17 protein-coding genes and 1 pseudogene are annotated in these 18,191 nt (G+C 42.6%); 8 read left to right on the top strand and 10 right to left on the bottom strand.

Annotation, left to right across the window (positions count from 1 at the left end):
• Positions 1-135 precede the first annotated feature (135 nt).
• From guaD to FTV13_RS13165, 3 genes are all read right to left on the bottom strand, one after another.
• Positions 136-1,455: a guanine deaminase gene (gene guaD, locus FTV13_RS13155; protein WP_180012265.1), complete on the bottom strand. Its 1,320-nt coding sequence runs from the start codon at positions 1,453-1,455 to the stop codon at positions 136-138.
• Positions 1,456-1,710: 255 nt separating this feature from the next.
• Complete coding sequence (locus FTV13_RS13160) at positions 1,711-2,676, bottom strand: TerC family protein (RefSeq protein WP_180012267.1); 966 nt, start codon at positions 2,674-2,676, stop codon at positions 1,711-1,713.
• Positions 2,677-3,007: 331 nt separating this feature from the next.
• On the bottom strand, positions 3,008-4,201 hold the full coding sequence (locus FTV13_RS13165) for a sugar transporter (RefSeq protein ID WP_180012285.1): 1,194 nt from the start codon (positions 4,199-4,201) through the stop codon (positions 3,008-3,010).
• 292 nt (positions 4,202-4,493) lie between these two features.
• Between FTV13_RS13165 and FTV13_RS13170 the strand changes: the two genes are divergently transcribed.
• A complete protein-coding gene (locus FTV13_RS13170) occupies positions 4,494-4,781 on the top strand; it encodes a GNAT family N-acetyltransferase (protein WP_004780333.1) in 288 nt (95 codons plus the stop codon).
• On the opposite strand, the gene FTV13_RS13175 is transcribed toward FTV13_RS13170, so the two are convergent.
• On the bottom strand, positions 4,774-5,127 hold the full coding sequence (locus FTV13_RS13175; RefSeq protein ID WP_180012269.1) for a hypothetical protein: 354 nt from the start codon (positions 5,125-5,127) through the stop codon (positions 4,774-4,776). The two genes, FTV13_RS13170 and FTV13_RS13175, sit on opposite strands and share 8 nt — an antisense overlap.
• Positions 5,128-5,329: 202 nt before the next feature.
• On the opposite strand from FTV13_RS13175, the gene FTV13_RS13180 reads away from it, so the two are divergent.
• Positions 5,330-5,800, top strand: coding sequence for a BLUF domain-containing protein (locus tag FTV13_RS13180; protein ID WP_180012271.1), 471 nt, complete (start codon positions 5,330-5,332; stop codon positions 5,798-5,800).
• Between the two features lie 57 nt (positions 5,801-5,857).
• Here FTV13_RS13180 and FTV13_RS13185 read toward each other — a convergent pair whose 3' ends face one another.
• The 5 genes and pseudogenes from FTV13_RS13185 to mpl form a co-directional block, all read right to left on the bottom strand.
• Positions 5,858-6,568, bottom strand: a complete 711-nt coding sequence (locus FTV13_RS13185) for a zinc-binding dehydrogenase (RefSeq protein ID WP_306669480.1) — start codon at positions 6,566-6,568, stop codon at positions 5,858-5,860.
• A 3-nt stretch (positions 6,569-6,571) separates the two neighbouring features.
• Positions 6,572-6,658, bottom strand: a pseudogene (locus FTV13_RS15900) (hypothetical protein); the annotation flags it as partial.
• A gap of 27 nt (positions 6,659-6,685) precedes the next feature.
• Positions 6,686-7,648: an IS30 family transposase gene (locus FTV13_RS13190; RefSeq protein WP_180012273.1), complete on the bottom strand. Its 963-nt coding sequence runs from the start codon at positions 7,646-7,648 to the stop codon at positions 6,686-6,688.
• A gap of 69 nt (positions 7,649-7,717) precedes the next feature.
• Positions 7,718-8,017, bottom strand: a complete 300-nt coding sequence (locus FTV13_RS13195) for an alcohol dehydrogenase catalytic domain-containing protein (protein WP_306669479.1) — start codon at positions 8,015-8,017, stop codon at positions 7,718-7,720.
• A gap of 346 nt (positions 8,018-8,363) precedes the next feature.
• Complete coding sequence (gene mpl / locus FTV13_RS13200; RefSeq protein ID WP_180012275.1) at positions 8,364-9,728, bottom strand: UDP-N-acetylmuramate:L-alanyl-gamma-D-glutamyl-meso-diaminopimelate ligase; 1,365 nt, start codon at positions 9,726-9,728, stop codon at positions 8,364-8,366.
• A 241-nt stretch (positions 9,729-9,969) separates the two neighbouring features.
• On the opposite strand from mpl, the gene FTV13_RS13205 reads away from it, so the two are divergent.
• The 4 genes from FTV13_RS13205 (at position 9,970) to FTV13_RS13220 (ending at position 14,191) form a co-directional block, all read left to right on the top strand.
• Complete coding sequence (locus FTV13_RS13205; RefSeq protein WP_180012287.1) at positions 9,970-10,311, top strand: DMT family protein; 342 nt, start codon at positions 9,970-9,972, stop codon at positions 10,309-10,311.
• Between the two features lie 197 nt (positions 10,312-10,508).
• Positions 10,509-11,021: a 5-(carboxyamino)imidazole ribonucleotide mutase gene (gene purE, locus FTV13_RS13210; protein WP_004780321.1), complete on the top strand. Its 513-nt coding sequence runs from the start codon at positions 10,509-10,511 to the stop codon at positions 11,019-11,021.
• Positions 11,022-11,049: 28 nt separating this feature from the next.
• On the top strand, positions 11,050-12,171 hold the full coding sequence (locus FTV13_RS13215) for a 5-(carboxyamino)imidazole ribonucleotide synthase (RefSeq protein WP_179993046.1): 1,122 nt from the start codon (positions 11,050-11,052) through the stop codon (positions 12,169-12,171).
• Positions 12,172-12,895: 724 nt separating this feature from the next.
• Positions 12,896-14,191, top strand: coding sequence for a lytic murein transglycosylase (locus FTV13_RS13220; protein ID WP_218946471.1), 1,296 nt, complete (start codon positions 12,896-12,898; stop codon positions 14,189-14,191).
• 102 nt (positions 14,192-14,293) lie between these two features.
• On the opposite strand, the gene FTV13_RS13225 is transcribed toward FTV13_RS13220, so the two are convergent.
• Positions 14,294-15,421: an anhydro-N-acetylmuramic acid kinase gene (locus tag FTV13_RS13225; protein WP_180012277.1), complete on the bottom strand. Its 1,128-nt coding sequence runs from the start codon at positions 15,419-15,421 to the stop codon at positions 14,294-14,296.
• 63 nt (positions 15,422-15,484) lie between these two features.
• Here FTV13_RS13225 and tyrS point away from each other — a divergent pair, with 63 nt between their 5' ends.
• Both tyrS and FTV13_RS13235 read left to right on the top strand, forming a co-directional pair.
• Entirely contained in the window at positions 15,485-16,717 is a 1,233-nt protein-coding gene (tyrS, locus tag FTV13_RS13230; RefSeq protein ID WP_180012279.1) for a tyrosine--tRNA ligase, read from the top strand.
• 498 nt (positions 16,718-17,215) lie between these two features.
• Positions 17,216-17,506: a hypothetical protein gene (locus tag FTV13_RS13235; RefSeq protein ID WP_180012281.1), complete on the top strand. Its 291-nt coding sequence runs from the start codon at positions 17,216-17,218 to the stop codon at positions 17,504-17,506.
• Positions 17,507-18,191 lie beyond the last annotated feature (685 nt).

Genomic DNA, 18,191 nt, shown 5'->3' on the forward strand with positions numbered 1-18,191 from the left:
ATACATCCTTGCTTGAGATGCACCTGTTTTACTTGCTGTAAATGTAATCAATTTTTGAGCTGCTGTGAATCTCTCTTCAGCGCAAAGACACAGACGGCGAAGATTGCAGCCAAAATGATCCGATGCTGACGCGATTTATTGGGCCTTGACATAGACAGCCTGTCCATAGACATAAGTTGCTGCAATATTACGGTCATCTCCCAGCATGGTCAGTGCAAAAAAGGTATCTTCAATATTTTTGGCCCTGCTCTGCCGTAGTTGTTGTAAAGCGGTGGCATTGAGATCCAGCACCACAAAGTCTGCTTCTTTGCCCATATTGAAATTCCCCAAACGGTCATCCAGACTTAAGGCTTTCGCACCACCCAGGGTCGCATGATATAGCGACTCAAAAGCCGAAAGTTTTTCTCCTTGCAGCTGTTGTACTTTATAAGCCTCATTCAGGGTTTGTAGCTGGTTAAAGGAGGTTCCTGCCCCGATATCGGTACCTAAGCCGACTTTCACGCCTTTATCCCAGGCTTTCTTCAGCGGAAATAAACCGCTACCCAGGAACAGGTTTGAGGTTGGACAGAAGGCAATCGCAGAGTCGGTTTGATGCATAAAATCCCACTCCCCTTCTTCCAGATGCACACAATGCGCAAATACGGATTTAGCGCCGGTCAGTCCATAATGATGATAGACATCCAGATAGCCTTCACGTTCCGGAAAGAGTTCTTTTACCCAGGCAATCTCATTTTTGTTTTCACTGAGATGAGTATGGATATAAACATCTGGATATTCGACTTTTAACTGCCCTGCTTTTTCCAGCTGTTCAGGCGTTGAGGTCGGAGCAAAACGTGGCGTAATCGCATAAAGATTACGTCCTTTACCATGCCATTTCTCAATCAGGGCTTTAGAGTCGCTATAGGCAGATTCTGCAGTATCCGTCAGGGCTTCAGGTGCATGGCGGTCCATTAGCACTTTACCGGCAATCAGACGCATATTCTGTGCTGTAGCCGCTTCGAACAGTGCTTCTACCGAGGCTGGATGAACGGTACAGAACACCAAAGCTGTGGTTGTACCATTTTTCAGCAATTCCTGAATAAAGAACTGTGCAATTTTCTGGCTATACGCCGGATCCTGAAACTGGATCTCGGTCGGGAAGGTATAAGTATTTAACCATTCTAGTAGCTGTTCCCCATAAGCACCGACCATTTCAGTTTGCGGGAAATGGATATGGGTATCGATCATACCCGGAATGATGAGCTGTTCAGGATAATGAGTAACATGCAGACCTTCAGGAAGCTGCTGCTGACCTTCCTGCCAGGAACCAAACCACTGGATTATTCCATTTTTTATGATGAGTAAACCATCTTCTATATAACGCACTTGGTCGTGAATTTCACGTGCTTGGGCAACTGTATTCTGGATATCGAGGAAACGACCGCGGATGGCTGTCGTTGCAATGTGAGAAGACATTGAAAACCTGCACTTTGTAATTTTTTCGATTGATTGTAGCTGAAAAGTTCTAGCCTGTATGGGAAATACACAACTAAAAATCCCCAAATTTTAACAATGCAAAATAGCGGCCAAGATCAAAGCAATTATCACGAGATTTTTAAATTAGATTTAAATAAAGAAAATGATGTTCATTAAAGTAGCCAAAACGATCACTGGCCTGAAATAAAAAAAGCCCGCATTTTGCGGACTTATCAGGAATGCCGAAGCAATTATTTATAGCGCTGTTTCATTGTATTTTTTGCTATGACGGATTGATAACCAGGCGGTAATCGTCAGCACAATGACAATAAAGCTCAGGGAAATCCAGATCGGCATATGGAATACTTCCAGCATCAGCATCTTGAAGCCGATAAAGACCAGAATGATCCCGAGGCCATAAGGCAGATAGTACATTTTTGATGCAGCACCAGCGAGCAGGAAGAACATGGCACGCAGACCCAGAATCGCCATCAGGTTCGCTGTTAAAACAATAAAGGGATCGGTGGTGACAGCGAAAATGGCTGGGATCGAGTCTACCGCAAAGATCACATCAGAAGCTTCCACCAGAATCAGCACCAGAAATAATGGCGTTGCCCACAGGACACCGTTCTGATGCACAAAAAATTTATTGCCACGCATTTGCGGCGTAATCCGGATATGTTTGCGTAGCCATTTCAGAACTGCCATATCTTCAATATCGGTATGCTCTTCTCCTTGGCCGCGCAGGAATTTAAAACCGGTATACACCAGGAACGCACCGAAGAGATACAGAATCCAGGAGAACTCCTGTACGAACCATGCGCCAATAAAAATAAAGATGGTCCGCAGAATAATGGCACCCAAAACGCCATAGAGCAGCAGCTGGCGTTGCAGTGCAGGAGGAATAGCAAAGGCAGCAAAGATCATCAGCCAGACAAAGACATTATCAATTGCCAGAGATTTTTCCAGCAAATAACCGGCAAAGTATTCCATCACCTTCTGGTTTGCCAGAGCAGCCCCTGAAGTCTGTTCCAGATACAGCCATAATGCACCGCCAAATAGGGTCGCTACACTGACCCAGGCAATACTCCAGTAGGCGGCAGTACGGACTTTGGTGGGCTGTCCGTGCTGATGCTTAAAGCCGATAAAATCGATGACCAGCATCACTGCAACGATAATGAAAAAAGCCAGATACAGCCAAGGTGTACCAATTGTTTCCATGGGAATTCTCCACATCTGACAATCGGCCATAAAAAAACCTTGACCTGCTGTCAGATGAAATACATCTATAACAACATGATCAAGGTCTTGCCTACATCTTTGTGCTTTACTGGATGAGATCCAGCAGTATTTCAAGATGCTCAGATACCGACTTTTTGCAAAGTGTAATGACGATATTCTGACACGTTCAAAAACTAAAATTTCATTCTTAAACGTTTGGAGGAGGCTACTCCCCTTGTTCAAACTCAATTCTGTTTGAGCAATTGCTCAATATCAAATGAGCATGACAGATTTTATGCATAATCACAAATTATTTTACAAAAAGCAGCGTTTAATCAGCAGCTTTGGGCAGAAAGTCCAAACGCTGAACCAAATAAAGACTAAGCAGAAATCCAAGAATCGCCAGCCCTGCGCCTACCCAGCCAATGCTCGATAGCCCAATCTGAAGTGTGACTATACTGCCAAGCAAAGCTCCTCCGCCAATCCCGACGTTATACAGGCCTGAATAAATGGCCATGGCAACATCTGTGGCATCTGCAGCTAGGTTCAGGGTTTTGGATTGTAGAGCCAAGCTGAAACCAATGATGCTCAAACCCCACAGCAGAGATAAGCCAGAGAGGCCTGTGACTGTGCTCGACAAGGGCAATAACAGCAGCATGGAAATAACCAGTCCAAAAGTAAAAGCAGGAATAGTCATTTTCGGAAACTGTGCGGCAAAGCGGCCAAACAGATAAGAACCCAGGAATCCTGCTCCGCCATAAACCAGAAGTAAAGTTGTGGTCTGGGCTGAATCAAAGCGGGCGATATTCAGGGAGAATGGTTCAATATAGCTATAAGCGGTAAACTGCGCCGTAATCACCAGAATGGTGAGGGTAAAGACTAGCATCAGGCTTGGACGTTTGATCAGGCTTTTTAAGCTGCTGAGGGAGCCTGAATTGACACTTGGAAGCAATGGCAAGGTTTTGGCCAGAATCAGGCAAATGATCAATGCGAGACACACAATCAGGGCAAAACTATTACGCCAGCCATACGCCTCACCAATCATCCGGCCAAATGGAATACCGAGCACCATTGCCATCGCCGTTCCTGTGGCCAATAAACCGAGTGCCTGAAACTCTTTACCTTTCGGTGCGACCCGAACCGCGAGTGAAGCGGTAATCGACCAGAACAAGGCATGTGCGATGGCAATCCCTATCCGGCTGATCACCAGCATGCTAAAACTCCAGGCAAAATAGGACAGCACATGACTTAAAATAAAGACCGCAAAGACCAGCATCAGTAGAAAACGCCGTTCTATGGCTTTAGTGAGCAGCATGATCGGAAGAGATAGTAGGGCCACGATCCAGGCATAAATGGTCAGCATGATGCCGGCCTGAGTGGCGGACATGGCAAAGCTTTGCCCGATTCCACTCAGTAATGCCACAGGAATAAATTCGGTGGTGTTAAAAATAAAAGCCGCGCAGGCTAAAGCGATGACACCAATCCATTGCTTGGTGACGGAAGAAGCGGAAGATGAGTCAGACATACGAAGTTGCATGCAAAAAGATGCTGCATTCTAATCCTGTCTTTCTCAATTAGGGAGTAGGTAAAATTAAATTTTTGGGGTGATATGTGATGACTAAAACTGCATCACCCTCAATCAGGCAAAATAGAGAAATAAAAAGTTATCAATATTTGAAAAAAATCACAGGAAATGATGAAAGAAAATAAAAAATTTCATCCAATATTAAAAACTTAACAATAATTCATATTATTTCTTTAAGAAGATGTTTTAAATTAAATAAACCAATAATTTTATTAAGAGATCAGCCTTCAGTATGGACATTCAACATCAAGATTCAAAACGCGGCGGTGTATTTTTTATGGAGGAAGATGGTCGACGTCTTGCTGAAATTACATATCAGTGGCAAGAAGCATCGACCATCGTGGCTGATCATACCTGGGTAGATAATTCCTTACGCGGTCAAGGCGTAGCACGCAAAATGCTGGATGTACTGGTCGACTTTGCCCGCAAGAATAGCTTAAAAATTATTCCCCAGTGTTCCTATGTAGATGTCATGTTTAAACGTGATCGCAGCCTACAGGATGTGGCAGCTGCTATTTAGCAATTAAATTAAACTTATCCAAGATAGAGATATGTTGTAATTTGCCTTTAAGTGCAGGTACAGAAATACGCTGCAGCAGGTTATATACGCCATAACCTGCCATCAGGCCTATGCTGTTCCATAACACTTCTTCATATTTGCCTAACAGCGTAAGTATTCCTATCATCAGGCTTACACTGATATAAAAAAATATACGACGGCGAACAAACTGTAAAAGCGTCCAGCCTACAAAAACTGAACTGAGCAGAATGTTGGTCTCGGTCGTCAAGGCCATCTCATTCAGCATAATCAAAAGCATAAAACATATACACAACAACGCTACAGTGAAAATCAGATCTTTTAACATCAGGTTTCACTCCTTCATCATTATCGCTATATATCTGAAATCATTGATTTCCTCTCAGGAGGTAATTGTTAGAAGTTTTCTTTGGAAAAGCAAACCTAAAACAATGTAAGCAAAAACGGATATTTGATTAAAAAATGATCGACTTAAATTAAAATAATTGATTAAATTATGCTTTTAATTCTTTCTTCAGTGAGATGACCTTATGCTACAGCTTTGCTACGCCAGTGAGCGGATAGAATCTGAACAAGAGTTATTACAGGATCTTAGCGATATATTATCTGTAGCGAGAAAATTTAATAAAGCTCACCAAATTAACGGGGTTTTATATTATTCCCACGGCAAGTTTTTTCAATGTCTGGAAGGTGAGGCAGAGGTGGTAGAAAATCTGTTTCAGAGTATTTGCCGTGATCCACGCCATCATCAGGTGCTTCGCTTTCAGGATGCAACGGTAGAACGTCCACATTTCTCGGAGTGGTCGATGAAATATGTCCATAAACATAGTGAAATTTCTTCTTTATTTTCACGTTTAGGTTTAGGCCAATTTGAACCTCATGCACTGCAACAGGAACAACTGGGTGGATTCCTGGAACTGCTCTATCGTCTGGATGAAAATCAGGCCAATCTTGCTTCTCCTCAAGGTTATAAACAGCGTGGTTATATTCCCTATTTTTAATTGATGCTAAAAAATAAAAAAGTCCGCATAGCGGACTTTTTTGTTGCCAATGATGATCTAAGTCATTTCAATCATGACCTTTAAAGCCTTTTCGTCAGAGGCATGTTTAAACACATCATAGGCCTTTTCAAATTCAGCAAACTTGAAGTGATGGGTGGCCAGTTTTTCCAGTGGCAGTTTGCCGGAGCAGCAGGTTTTGAGCAGCATCCCGGTGGTATTGGTATTGACCAGGCCAGTGGTGATGGTCAGGTTTTTAATCCAGAGTTTATTCAGTTCAAAATTGACGGATTTACCATGTACACCGACATTGGCCAGATGACCGCCTTCTTTCACAATATGCTGGCAAATATTCCAGGTGGCTTCCAGGCCCACCGCTTCAATGGCACAGTCCACTCCTCTTCCATCAGTGAGGTCCAGTACACGTTGAATAGCATCCTCATTGGCTGAATTCACGGTATGGGTGGCACCGACAGTTTTGGCAAATTCCAGCCGGTTATCATCGACATCGACCATGATGATATTGGCTGGAGAATAAAACTGAGCAGTGAGCAAGGCACTCATGCCGATTGGGCCGGCACCGACAATCGCCACATTGTCTCCCGGTTTGACCTGACCATATTGCACACCAATTTCATGTGAGGTCGGTAAAATATCTGAAAGAAAGACCGCAACATCTTCATTCAGACCTTCTGGTAGGTGATAGAGAGAAGTATCGGCAAATGGGGTTCGGACATATTCGGCATGAGTGCCGTCAATCATATAGCCCATGATCCAGCCACCCTCGTTTCTACAATGGGCATATAGCTGTTTCTGACAGTTTTCGCAGGTGCCGCAGCGGCTGACACAGGAAATAATCACCCGATCGCCCTTTTTAAAGTGGCGGATTCAAGCGGCAAGTGCAACAGTATAAAAACCAGCCATAACTTCACTCGGTGTATACCAACCTAGTGTTTTTCTAGGACGATGGTTGAGTGCAAACTCTATCTGCTCTATTTGTTCGTTTGACACGCCATCAAACGATGATGATTTTGGTAGATATTGACGGATTAAACCATTCGTATTTTCATTTCTAGCTCGCTGAATAGACTTGTAAGGATCAGCAAAATACGTCTCTATGCCAGCATCAGTAATTCTTTTGTGTTCGGAAAATTCTTTGCCATTATCAAATGTCACACTATAAGCATGGCTCATTTGTAAACGATCTAATGCACAAGTAATCGTTTGAGAGGATGCTCTTATTGGCCCTAAATGAACAATATGTACATACAGGCTCTTTCGATCAACGAGAGTCAATAAAGCACCTTTATGATGTTTACCAATCACCGTGTCACCTTCGAAATCTCCTAAACGTTGTCGTTGATCAATGACCTGGTGTCGGCAGTGAATACTTGTTTTATCAATGATTTGACCCCTACGATCCGTGTTTTTGTAACCGCGTTTTCGATATTTCTTCTGATGCCTTAAATGTAGATGAAGTTTACCGCCTTTTGATTTATCTTGATAAATGTACTGGTAAATCCACTCATGTGAAGGTATATCCAGCCAACCGCGTTGTGTTAAAGCACCTGAAATTTGTTCGGGTGACCAGTCCAAACCAATCAAATAATCAATATAAGCGAAGGCAAATGCTGTCATTGATGATGAAGGACGGTACCGTCTTTGACTTGCAAATTTAGCTGCCTGTTGAGCTCTATATCCACGTTGCCCAGTATTTCTTTTTAATTCACGGTAGATGGTTGATCGTGAATGTCCTAATTCCCGAGCAAGGGTAGCGATTGAACTTTTACTTTTCAAAGTAGCATAAATTTCGTATCTTTCATCTTGAGAAAGTTGGGTGTATTTCTTCATTGTGTGCTTTCCAATTGCGAGTTGAAAAAGTCTAATGATTCTATGAATACACCTAACTTTTTCAACTAACTACAAATGTGTTGCACTTGGGATTTGAATCTGCGAGTTTTGAACTGCGGAACCGACTTCTTCCACAATACCAATACCTTCATGACCGAGAATCCGGCCATTAAAGCTGCCGGTTTTTTCTTTTGCGACCTCTTCAATTTCGGGGTTTTTACCTTTCCAGATCCCGAGGTCGGTACCACAAATGGTGACTTTGCTAAGTTTGATAATGGCATCAGTAGGTTGCAGAATTTGGGGAATAGGACGTTCTTCAAAACGAATATCATTGGCGCCGTAATACACCATGGCTTTCATTGTTGTCATGACAGATCTCCTAAGGAAATGAGGGTCTGAACAAGAGAGATAAAGCTATTTTTTTGCTGCCTTTACAGCCTGGAAAATCATCAGGAGGGTGAAGGATAAAAGAGGATCGAAATACTGTTGTTCCTATTGATTGTGCCTAGAGCACTCAAAGATTGCAATGAGTCTTATGTTCAGATTGCAACAAAAGATAATGAAAAGAAGAAAGATAAATTTTAGCTGTTTTAACAGTGAAATAAGAAAGTTGATTTGAACTTGAATGAAGTTTAATTTTCTTAAAAAAGATAGAAAGCGAATTTAATTTTTAAAATAAAAAAGCCCGCTATTACGGGCTTTTTTATATAAATTTTTAAGCTTTTAAAGCGCTAATCAGTTTCTGATGTAGCCCGCCAAAACCGCCATTGGACATGATCACCACGGCATCGCCCTCACCTGCTTCAGCCACTACGGTCTGGATAATCTCATCCAGAGTACGTGCGACTACAGCTTTATTTGGCGCAGCGTCAATTACCGGTTGCAGATCCCAGTCCAGACCTTCAGGTTGATACCAGATCACTTCATCCGCCAGACGCGCGGAATGTGCCAAGCCATCTTTATGACTGCCCATACGCATAGTATTGGAACGTGGTTCAATAATTGCCCACAGCTTACGTTCACCGAGACGCTTGCGTGCGCCATCAAGGGTGGTATCAATCGCGGTTGGGTGATGGGCAAAGTCATCATAGACTTCAATGCCGCGTACAGTGTCCAGCAGTTCCATACGGCGCTTAACACCGCCAAAGTTTGAAAGTGCTTCACAAGCCGTTTCAATAGAGACACCGACATGTTCAGCAGCAGCAATCGTTGCCAGTGCATTGGCTACACTATGCTGACCCGTCATATTCCATTTCACTTCGCCTTTCACGATACCGTATTGGAGTACCTTGAAGTGAGAACCATCTTCTGAAAGCTGTTCAGCATAAAGCTCAGATTTTTCATTGGCATCTAATGAAGTACGAACCACAGGCGTCCAGCAGCCCTGCTCTAGCACTTCATCAATATTCGTTTCAGTAATTGGCGTAATAATGCGGCCTTCACTTGGAATGGTACGCACTAAATGGTGGAACTGTTTCTGGATCGCTGCCAGATCATCAAAGATATCGGCATGGTCAAATTCCAGATTGTTCAGAATCGCCGTTTTAGGATGGTAATGCACGAACTTGGAACGCTTGTCGAAAAAGGCAGAATCATATTCATCGGCTTCGACACAGAAGTATTTGCCGCCACCTAAACGCGCACTTTCAGAAAAGCCAAGCGGGACACCGCCAATCAGGAAGCCAGGTTCTAAACCTGCCTGATCCAGTACCCATGCCAGCATGGTGGTGGTTGTGGTTTTACCATGCGTACCGGCTACACCTAAAACGTGTTTACCTTGTAGGACATGATCTGCCAGAAACTGCGGGCCTGAAATATAAGGCAGGCCTTCGTTCAGCATATATTCCACGGCATCAATACCACGTTTCATGGCATTGCCGACAATCACCAGATCCGGATGCGGCTGTAAATGGCTATGGTCATAGCCCTGCATTAAAGTAATGCCTGCATTTTCCAGCTGGGTCGACATCGGTGGATAAACGTTTTGATCCGATCCTGTCACCTTATGGCCCAGATCACGTGCCAGTAATGCCAGTGAACCCATAAAGGTGCCACAAATACCCAAAATATGCAGATGCATCTACTTCACTCCATTTTGCCTGACACATCACTTTGTACTGGTGCTGTTGCCATGATTTATTCGATTTGCAAGCAACGATAGCAAGGCTTTGACCGAAAAGATAGTCAAAGTTCAAGCATTCCTGCGGGATTTTTTAAATCCTGTTTCACAGACAAATTCAGGGAAATTTTCAAGCTTCCAGAATATCTTTTAGCAAAATAAATCGTAAAATAAGCCCGAACTTTTTGCAGAGTGCATGCAGATGCTACCGGCTCTCTTTCTTCTGGTGATTGCCAACTGTTTTATGACCCTGGCCTGGTATGGACATCTCAAATTCCTGCCGCATGATGCACCGCTGTGGCAGGCGATTTTATTTAGCTGGGCCATTGCCCTGTTTGAATATAGCCTGATGATTCCAGCAACCAAATTATTGGCCCAACAGGGACTGGCGGTGGGTCAAATGAAAATTACCCAGGAAGCCGTCACTCTACTGGTCTTTGTTCCCTTTATGATTTTCCTGTTCAAACAGCCGTTTAAACTGGATTATTTATGGGCAGCGCTGTGTCTCTGTGGCTGTGTCTATTTTGTATTCCGCAGTTCCTGAAATCATCTACTAGCCACTACTTCCCTATTTTTATTCCAGTTTTTAAGAATCCAATAAAAAAATAAGAAAAATCGAGCCTTGCTTTGACCGTTAAATTTTATGAAGCTGAAAAATCAGTCTATAATATGCATTCCTATTCAAGCTTGGCTCTCTCGTCGAGATTTATCTTTCTTACTTTAATCTCTGGAAAATTTGCAATGAATGCGGCTGCTGCACAAGATACTCCTCTCGTAGGTATTATCATGGGTTCTCAATCAGATTGGGCAACTCTCGAACACACTGCCAAAATGCTCAAGCAGCTTGGTGTCCCATTTGAAGCCGAAGTCGTTTCCGCACACCGTACCCCGGACCGTCTGTTTGAATATGCTGAACAAGCGCGTGATCGTGGTATTCAGGTGATTATTGCCGGTGCAGGTGGTGCAGCGCATTTACCAGGTATGTGTGCAGCCAAAACTGATCTGCCAGTACTGGGTGTACCCGTCAAATCTTCGATCTTAAATGGTGTCGATTCATTGCTTTCTATCGTGCAAATGCCAGCGGGTATCGCCGTAGGAACATTGGCGATCGGTCCTGCCGGTGCAACCAATGCAGCCATTATGGCAGCACAGATTTTAGGTTTAACCCGTCCAGAGATCGCAAAAAATGTCGCAGATTTCCGCGCGGCACAAACCGAGAAAGTCGCAAGTAACAATATTCCAGGTCAAATGTAAGTCCAAGCTTAATACGGGATCAAACACAATGGATAAAACCATCGGTATTTTTGGTGGCGGCCAGTTAGGTCGGATGATGGCACAAGCCGCACTACCTCTAAATATTCAATGTACGTTCTTTGAAGCCAATACGGACTGCCCTTCTGCGGCTTTGGGTCCGGTTTTCTCAACAAAAGCTGTAAATGGCTTGCAGGATTTCATCAATAGCGCAGATGTCTTCAGCCTGGAGTTTGAAAATACACCCCTAGCTGATGTCGACGTTTTAACGCAAAACAAAGATCTGCATCCGCCTCGTCAGGCTTTAGCTATTGCACAACATCGTCTGTCTGAAAAGGCACTATTTGATGAACTGGAAATTCCGGTTGCACCATATAAAGCGGTGACTTCAGTCGAAAGCTTGCAGGCGGCCGTTGCTGAGCTTGGCTTACCGATCGTGCTAAAAACCTCTCGTGGTGGTTATGACGGCAAAGGCCAGTTCGTTCTACGTTCAGCAGATCAGATTGATCAGGCCTGGGCGGAACTCGGCCCTGCTGGTGAATTGATTGCCGAAAGTTTTGTGACTTTCTCGCGTGAAGTATCCATCATTGCGGTACGTGGTCAAAATGGTGATGTCAAAACCTGGCCATTGGCTGAAAATCATCACCATAACGGCATCCTGTCGCATTCCATCGTTCCGGCACCCAATAGTGCGGATCTGCAGCCAGTCGCGCAGGATTACATCACTCGCCTGCTCAATCACTTGAATTATGTGGGTGTCTTGACCCTTGAGCTGTTTGTGACAGACAAAGGCCTGTATGCAAATGAAATGGCACCACGTGTGCATAACTCAGGTCACTGGTCGATTGAAGGCGCTGTCTGCTCGCAGTTTGAAAACCATATTCGTGCGGTCGCAGGTCTGCCACTGGGTTCAACTGAAGTGGTGCGTCCAACCGTGATGGTGAACATTATCGGTCAGCATCCCAAATCTGAAGATGTCCTGACTTTAGAAGGCGCACACCTGCATCTGTACAATAAAACAGAACGTGAAGGTCGCAAGATTGGTCACATCACTTTGATGCCCACAGACAGCGCTCAGCTGACCACTTTATGCCGTCAACTGGCGAAGATTTTACCGAATCCATTGGCATTGAGCGAAGATATGACCATCTAAGCTTTAAGCTGCTGATAAAAAAAGCGATCACTTCGGTGATCGCTTTTTTATTTGTCCAGATTCAGGCATGATTGCGCCTCTTTAAAAATCCCCTGTCATTGGTCGGATCATTTTTAAAATCAATTGCTTATAAACTGATCAATTGAGTATAAATATAATAATTTAATTCGCTGCTATTTTGGGCTGAATTCTGGGTTATTCACTTGTGGATAAACTTAATATTGAGTTTGAATTTAAAACTGGAAATAGATTTTGAATTTAAATCCATAAAAATAAATTCAAATTTAAAAATGAACTTTGAATTTAAACTTCGCTGCTTAAATTTAAATTTAAATTCAAAAATATGAATTCAAATTTAAAAGCTGATCAATGAATTCAAAGTTCTGAATTTAAATATAGTTACTTCTAATAAAAATGAATTTAAAATAGAAATACTATATACCAGAAGCCTTTGGCTGATTGAGCAGTCCTGATCTAAAGACAAGTTATCCACAATAAATTTTTAAATTCAAAAGTAATTTCCTGAGTTTTGAATTTAAATTTAAAAAATGAGCCTGATTTGAATTTAAAATGGACTTGTGGATAAGTTTTTAAATTTAAAAGCTACAAAATGAATTCAAAAGTGTAGGAATTATGAATTTAAATTTACGCATTGGCGCTTTAATTTTCGTCATGAGCTGCTAAGGTAGAAACATAATTCAAAATCTAAATATTTAAGGGTCTTATGCAACGGCTTGCACTTTTTGTTGGTTCTTTGGTTTTAGCTGCTACACAGGCACAGGCAGAACTGATTATTAATGGTCAGCGTGTGACATCAACGGATATATCCTCTGTTCCGAGCAGCCCCGTCAATTATGCGTCCCAAAATAATTTTCAGAATTGTCTTGCCAATTTGCGCAGTCAGGCGATTGCACAAGGCGTAAGTGGTTCAACCTACGATCGTTATACGCAAAATTTAACACCCGATTATTCTGTGATTGAAAAGCTGAATTATCAGCCTGAGTTTTCGACTCCGATCTGGGATTATCTGTCCGGACTGGTGGATGAAGAACGTGTACAACTGGGTCGACAAAAACTGCAGCAACATCGTGAGGTATTAAACCGGATTAGCGCAGCCTATGGAGTGCCGGCAGAAACCATCGTAGCCGTATGGGGCGTAGAAAGTAATTTTGGAGACATTTCCGGGAAATATCCTTTATTACAGTCTTTGGGTACTTTGAGTTGTGAAGGTCGTCGTCAAAGTTATTTCCGTGGTGAGTTCTTCACCACTATGAAACTGTTACAGCGTGGTGATGTCTATGAAAGCCAGCTCAAAGGTTCATGGGCAGGCGCATTTGGTCACACCCAGTTTATGCCATCAACCTATGATGAACTAGCGGTAGATTTTGATGGGGATGGTCGTCGTGATTTAGTCGGCAGTATTCCTGATGCACTGGCTTCTACAGCCAATTTCCTGAAAAAACGTGGCTGGCAGACTGGCCAACCTTGGGGCTTTGAAGTAAAAATTCCACAAGGCATGTCTGTTTCAGGCGAAGGCCGACGCAATAAAAAATCACTGAGTAGCTGGATGAACCGTGGTGTGGTGCGCGCTGACGGTACTTCGCTATTGCAGGGCAATTTATCAGAATCTTCTCAGGCTGGCTTATTGGCACCTGCAGGTGAAAATGGCCCGGTATTTTTAGTCTTTAAGAATTTTGATGCTATTTACAGCTATAATGCAGCAGAAAGTTATGCTTTAGCGATTGCACATTTATCTGACCGCTTACAAGGTAAGGGAGGCATCCAGGCAACTTGGCCAACCGATGATCCAGGTACGTCACGTGCGGAACGTCGCGAGATCCAGCAATTCCTGTTAAACCGTGGCTATGATATTGGTGAGGTGGATGGTCTGATTGGAGATAAAACCCGCCAAGCGATTCGTCAGGAACAGAACCGTCTAGGTTTAAGCCCGACCGGTCGTGCGGGCCAGCAAATCCTGCGTGCATTTAGAAATGAAAATGCCAAACTAATGATGCGTTAGGAAGAATTTAGACATGATCTAAATATAGATCTTCATCATAAAAAAGGTCTGCAAATATGCAGACCTTTTTTATAACTATATATAGTGAGCTTAAAGCTGCTCTTATACAGAGGTAATCGTGCCCAGAACGCGATAACCTGATGCACCTGTCACAGCCGGCAGATTGCCGCTGAGTTGATTCATAAAACGCATCGCCAGCCAGGCAAAAGCCGTGCCTTCTACCCAAGTCGGATTTAAGCCAAGATCGGCTGTGGTTTGTACGCTCCAATGATGTTTGCGTAAACGCCAGCGTAACTGTTCCAATAAATGTGAATTATAAGCACCACCACCACAGACATAGACTTCACCGGTATCCAGACCAGAACGGTAAATGGCTTTTTTAATCGCACGGGTCGTGAGCTTCATTAAAGTAGCTTGCACATTCTCTGGTGTATCTTCAAGTTCATCATATTGAAGATCATTGCGCCAGTCAGCAATCTGTTCATCCAGCCATTCCAGATTAAAGTCTTCGCGGCCGGTACTTTTCGGTGGCTCTTTTGAGAAGAACTCATGTTCCTGTAAACGGTCCAATAGGCTACGGATTGGCGTGCCATAAGCTGCCCAGTTACCATTTTCATCAAAAGGCTGGCCGGTATAACGCTGACACCAGGCATCCATCAGAATATTGGCAGGGCCGGTATCAAAGCCATAGACCTGATCCGGTTGGCCTGCCGGCAGAATACTCACATTGGCAATGCCGCCCAGATTCAGAATCACACGGTGAATACTGTCATGCTGGAAAATATCTTGGTGAAAAGCCGGAACTAAAGGCGCGCCTTGGCCACCAGCAGCCAGATCACGACGACGGAAATCGGAAATGACCGGAATTTGGGTGATTTCGGTAATAATATTTGGATCACCGATTTGCAGGGTAAAGCCATGTTCGGGGCGATGGCGGATGGTCTGACCATGCGATCCAATCGCCTTGATTTGAGATCGATCTAAATTATTTTCTTTAATCAGCGTATTGATACCATGACCAATCATCTGTGCCAGTGCGACATCAGCTTTGCCCATGCGATCGATTTCATTGTCATCTGGCAAAGTTAACGCCATCAGTTCATCACGAAGATCGGGATCAAAAGGCAAGGTGAGGGTGGCATGAAGCTGAAGTGGATCAAAAGAAGCAGCAACAATATCGACACCATCCATGCTTGTGCCGGTCATTACCCCAATATAGATCGCTGTCATGATTATTCTTAAGCCTGCAATGTGCTGAAAAAGTGTTAGTATATCGCACAAATTGAATAACTGATGTATTTGGATTTTGTGATGTCAAATTTCCTGCCGGCTGAAGAACAACTTGCCCTCATCCAACGAGGCACCCACGAAATTATTTCTGAAGAAGACCTTCTGAAGAAATTAAAGCAGAATCGTCCTTTAAAAATTAAAGCGGGTTTTGACCCAACTGCACCGGACCTGCACCTAGGTCATACAGTTTTAATCAATAAATTAAAAGTATTCCAGGACCTGGGTCATGAAGTGTACTTCCTGATCGGCGACTACACTGCGATGATCGGTGACCCAACGGGTAAGAGCGCAACCCGCCCGCCATTGTCACGTGAGCAGGTGCTAGAAAACGCAAAAACTTATCAAGAACAAGTATTTAAAATTCTTGATCCAAACAAAACCAAAGTCGTGTTTAACTCGGAATGGTTTGCACAAAAAACTGCAGCTGACCTGATTCAATTGGCATCACAACAAACAGTTGCACGTATGTTAGAGCGTGATGACTTCACCAAGCGTTATAACAATCAGCAACCGATTGCGATTCATGAATTCTTATATCCACTGGTTCAAGGTTATGACTCAATCGCCTTGGAAGCTGACGTGGAGTTAGGGGGTACAGACCAGACTTTTAACCTGTTGATGGGCCGTACCCTGCAAGGCCGTTATAACCAGGAAGCGCAGGTGTGTATCACTGTGCCAATTCTTGAAGGTCTGGATGGCGTGAACAAGATGTCTAAATCTTTAGGCAACTATATTGGTGTATTTGATGCACCTGGCGCGATGTATCAGAAAGTACTGTCTATGCCAGATTCATTGATTGAGCGTTATTTCGATCTGCTCAGCTTCAAGTCTATAGAAGAAATCCAAGGCTTACTGAAAGAAATCGAAGAAGGCCGTAACCCGCAGGAAGTGAAACGCATTCTTGCGCTGGAACTGGTGGAACGTTTCCATGGTGCTGAAGCTGCTGCTCACGCCCATAAAGGTGCAGGTAATATCATTACTGAAGGTGAACTGCCTGAAGGTACGCCAGAAGTGACTATTTCACGTGGCGAATTTGGTGGTGAGATCTTCATTACTTCAATTTTACGTGAAGCTGGCTTAACCAAAAATGCTGCTCAAGCTAAAGATGCCTTAGGCCGCGGCACTGTAAAAGTGGACTGGAAAACGGTTGATGCGTCTTTTTCTGTGAAAGAGAACGTAACTTTAATTATTCAGGCCAGCAAAAAAGCAATTGCAAAAGTGACCTTCGTTGACTAAGGCTGGTTCTAAGTTATTGAAATAAAAGCAGGCTTCGGCCTGCTTTTATTTTTTAAGCTGTATATGAATTATATAAATATAGAAGTTCAAAAAAAACCTTATAAAAACAACATTTAAATTTTGCCATTTGGCTTGCATTTCTGGTTTTTTGTGTATAAGATTTATTCGTCTAGAGATTCCGTGAAAAGCATATCTAGAGGGTAATGATCAATAACAGACAACTCCATAATTGATCAGGTCTCTAAGTAAAGAGACAAGTTAATATAATGTGAATAACTATAATAATGACATAATGGATCGGGTAAAGATTCAATTCTAAGGAAGAGATTTTGGGAGAGATCTCTTCCTTTTTTATTGGTGTTGTCTGGCTATATGTTCAAGCTTCAATAAATTCAAAACAAAGATGGATGAATCAGCTTGGATTAAGGTTAAATCCATGGTGAGATAAATGGATCATTTTTGAATCTCAATCCATCTATAAAAAGAAAGGTAAATAAGGTGTATCAATACCAGACTGAACAGATGTTTGATGAAGACATCGATTTCATTTTGCGTTTTCTCTTCGAATATGAGTCTGCTGAGCGAAAACAAAAATCTTTTGATCAGGTACAGGCCTTATTTCAGCAATTAGATCTTGCCTCCTACTATTTACTCTTTTCATTAGTCAAAGAACGTCTGCCACGTCGGGCCAAATTATTATTTGCTGCTGAAGACTATAGTGGCAAGAAAGAAGTGATTGAGGAAGTCATGCAACATTGGGTAAAAGATAGATACTCAAATGTGGCTTAACCGATTTTAATCTTCTGCTTATTCTTCTGCGCTTAAGTAAGCTTTCTGGATGATCTGAAATCTAGAAAGATCATATCCTCATTTTTGCTTCTTAAAAGCGGGTGTTAAGAAAAAATCTGTATACAGCAAGGATTTTGATCTTAAAAAAAGCTCCATATATATAAGTCGGATAGAAAACAGCAAAATGTGTAAGCTGATATAAGAAAGTTTCGGAAAATTCTGGATACAGCCCTTAAATTGTACGGTCTTATTTAAAAATCACAGTTTTTTTGATAGTTATCAGGTCTTAATAAATTTTACTGTTTTAAATTGAATTGCAATAAATACGGCTTTTATTGAAGAAAAATGCTCAAAATTTAGATAAAAAAGCGATTTTTTAACGAAATTCGTAGAAAAAAGATACATACGTGAAAAATATAGTGAATTGGGGGTTGCAATGATTCTGAAATCCTCTAGAATGCACCCATACCGACGAGATAGACGGAAACGAACGAAACACGAAGCGTTGAGTTGTTAAGTTTATCGAAGTCCAGCTTCTGGCATTGACGAGATGTTAGAAAGATCATTAAGAGATTATGAAGAACAACTTGTGTGGATTTTTACTGGTTGATTGATCGAAATTATTTTCATTGATTGAATGGTAGAAATTACTCGAAGTTTATTTGAGAAATATTTGTCAGAAAAT

The organism is Acinetobacter sp. YH12235, from assembly GCF_013417705.1.
Classification (GTDB): Bacteria; Pseudomonadota; Gammaproteobacteria; order Pseudomonadales; family Moraxellaceae; genus Acinetobacter.

Bases quoted from the DNA above. Each gene is read 5' to 3' on its own strand.
- guaD (WP_180012265.1), bottom strand. From the start codon at position 1,455: ATGTCTTCTCACATTGCAACGACAGCCATCCGCGGTCGTTTCCTCGAT.
- FTV13_RS13160 (WP_180012267.1), bottom strand. From the start codon at position 2,676: ATGGAAACAATTGGTACACCTTGGCTGTATCTGGCTTTTTTCATTATC.
- FTV13_RS13165 (WP_180012285.1), bottom strand. From the start codon at position 4,201: ATGTCTGACTCATCTTCCGCTTCTTCCGTCACCAAGCAATGGATTGGT.
- FTV13_RS13170 (WP_004780333.1), top strand. From the start codon at position 4,494: ATGGACATTCAACATCAAGATTCAAAACGCGGCGGTGTATTTTTTATG.
- FTV13_RS13175 (WP_180012269.1), bottom strand. From the start codon at position 5,127: ATGTTAAAAGATCTGATTTTCACTGTAGCGTTGTTGTGTATATGTTTT.
- FTV13_RS13180 (WP_180012271.1), top strand. From the start codon at position 5,330: ATGCTACAGCTTTGCTACGCCAGTGAGCGGATAGAATCTGAACAAGAG.
- FTV13_RS13185 (WP_306669480.1), bottom strand. From the start codon at position 6,568: ATGGGCTATATGATTGACGGCACTCATGCCGAATATGTCCGAACCCCA.
- FTV13_RS13190 (WP_180012273.1), bottom strand. From the start codon at position 7,648: ATGAAGAAATACACCCAACTTTCTCAAGATGAAAGATACGAAATTTAT.
- FTV13_RS13195 (WP_306669479.1), bottom strand. From the start codon at position 8,017: ATGACAACAATGAAAGCCATGGTGTATTACGGCGCCAATGATATTCGT.
- mpl (WP_180012275.1), bottom strand. From the start codon at position 9,728: ATGCATCTGCATATTTTGGGTATTTGTGGCACCTTTATGGGTTCACTG.
- FTV13_RS13205 (WP_180012287.1), top strand. From the start codon at position 9,970: ATGCTACCGGCTCTCTTTCTTCTGGTGATTGCCAACTGTTTTATGACC.
- purE (WP_004780321.1), top strand. From the start codon at position 10,509: ATGAATGCGGCTGCTGCACAAGATACTCCTCTCGTAGGTATTATCATG.
- FTV13_RS13215 (WP_179993046.1), top strand. From the start codon at position 11,050: ATGGATAAAACCATCGGTATTTTTGGTGGCGGCCAGTTAGGTCGGATG.
- FTV13_RS13220 (WP_218946471.1), top strand. From the start codon at position 12,896: ATGCAACGGCTTGCACTTTTTGTTGGTTCTTTGGTTTTAGCTGCTACA.
- FTV13_RS13225 (WP_180012277.1), bottom strand. From the start codon at position 15,421: ATGACAGCGATCTATATTGGGGTAATGACCGGCACAAGCATGGATGGT.
- tyrS (WP_180012279.1), top strand. From the start codon at position 15,485: ATGTATTTGGATTTTGTGATGTCAAATTTCCTGCCGGCTGAAGAACAA.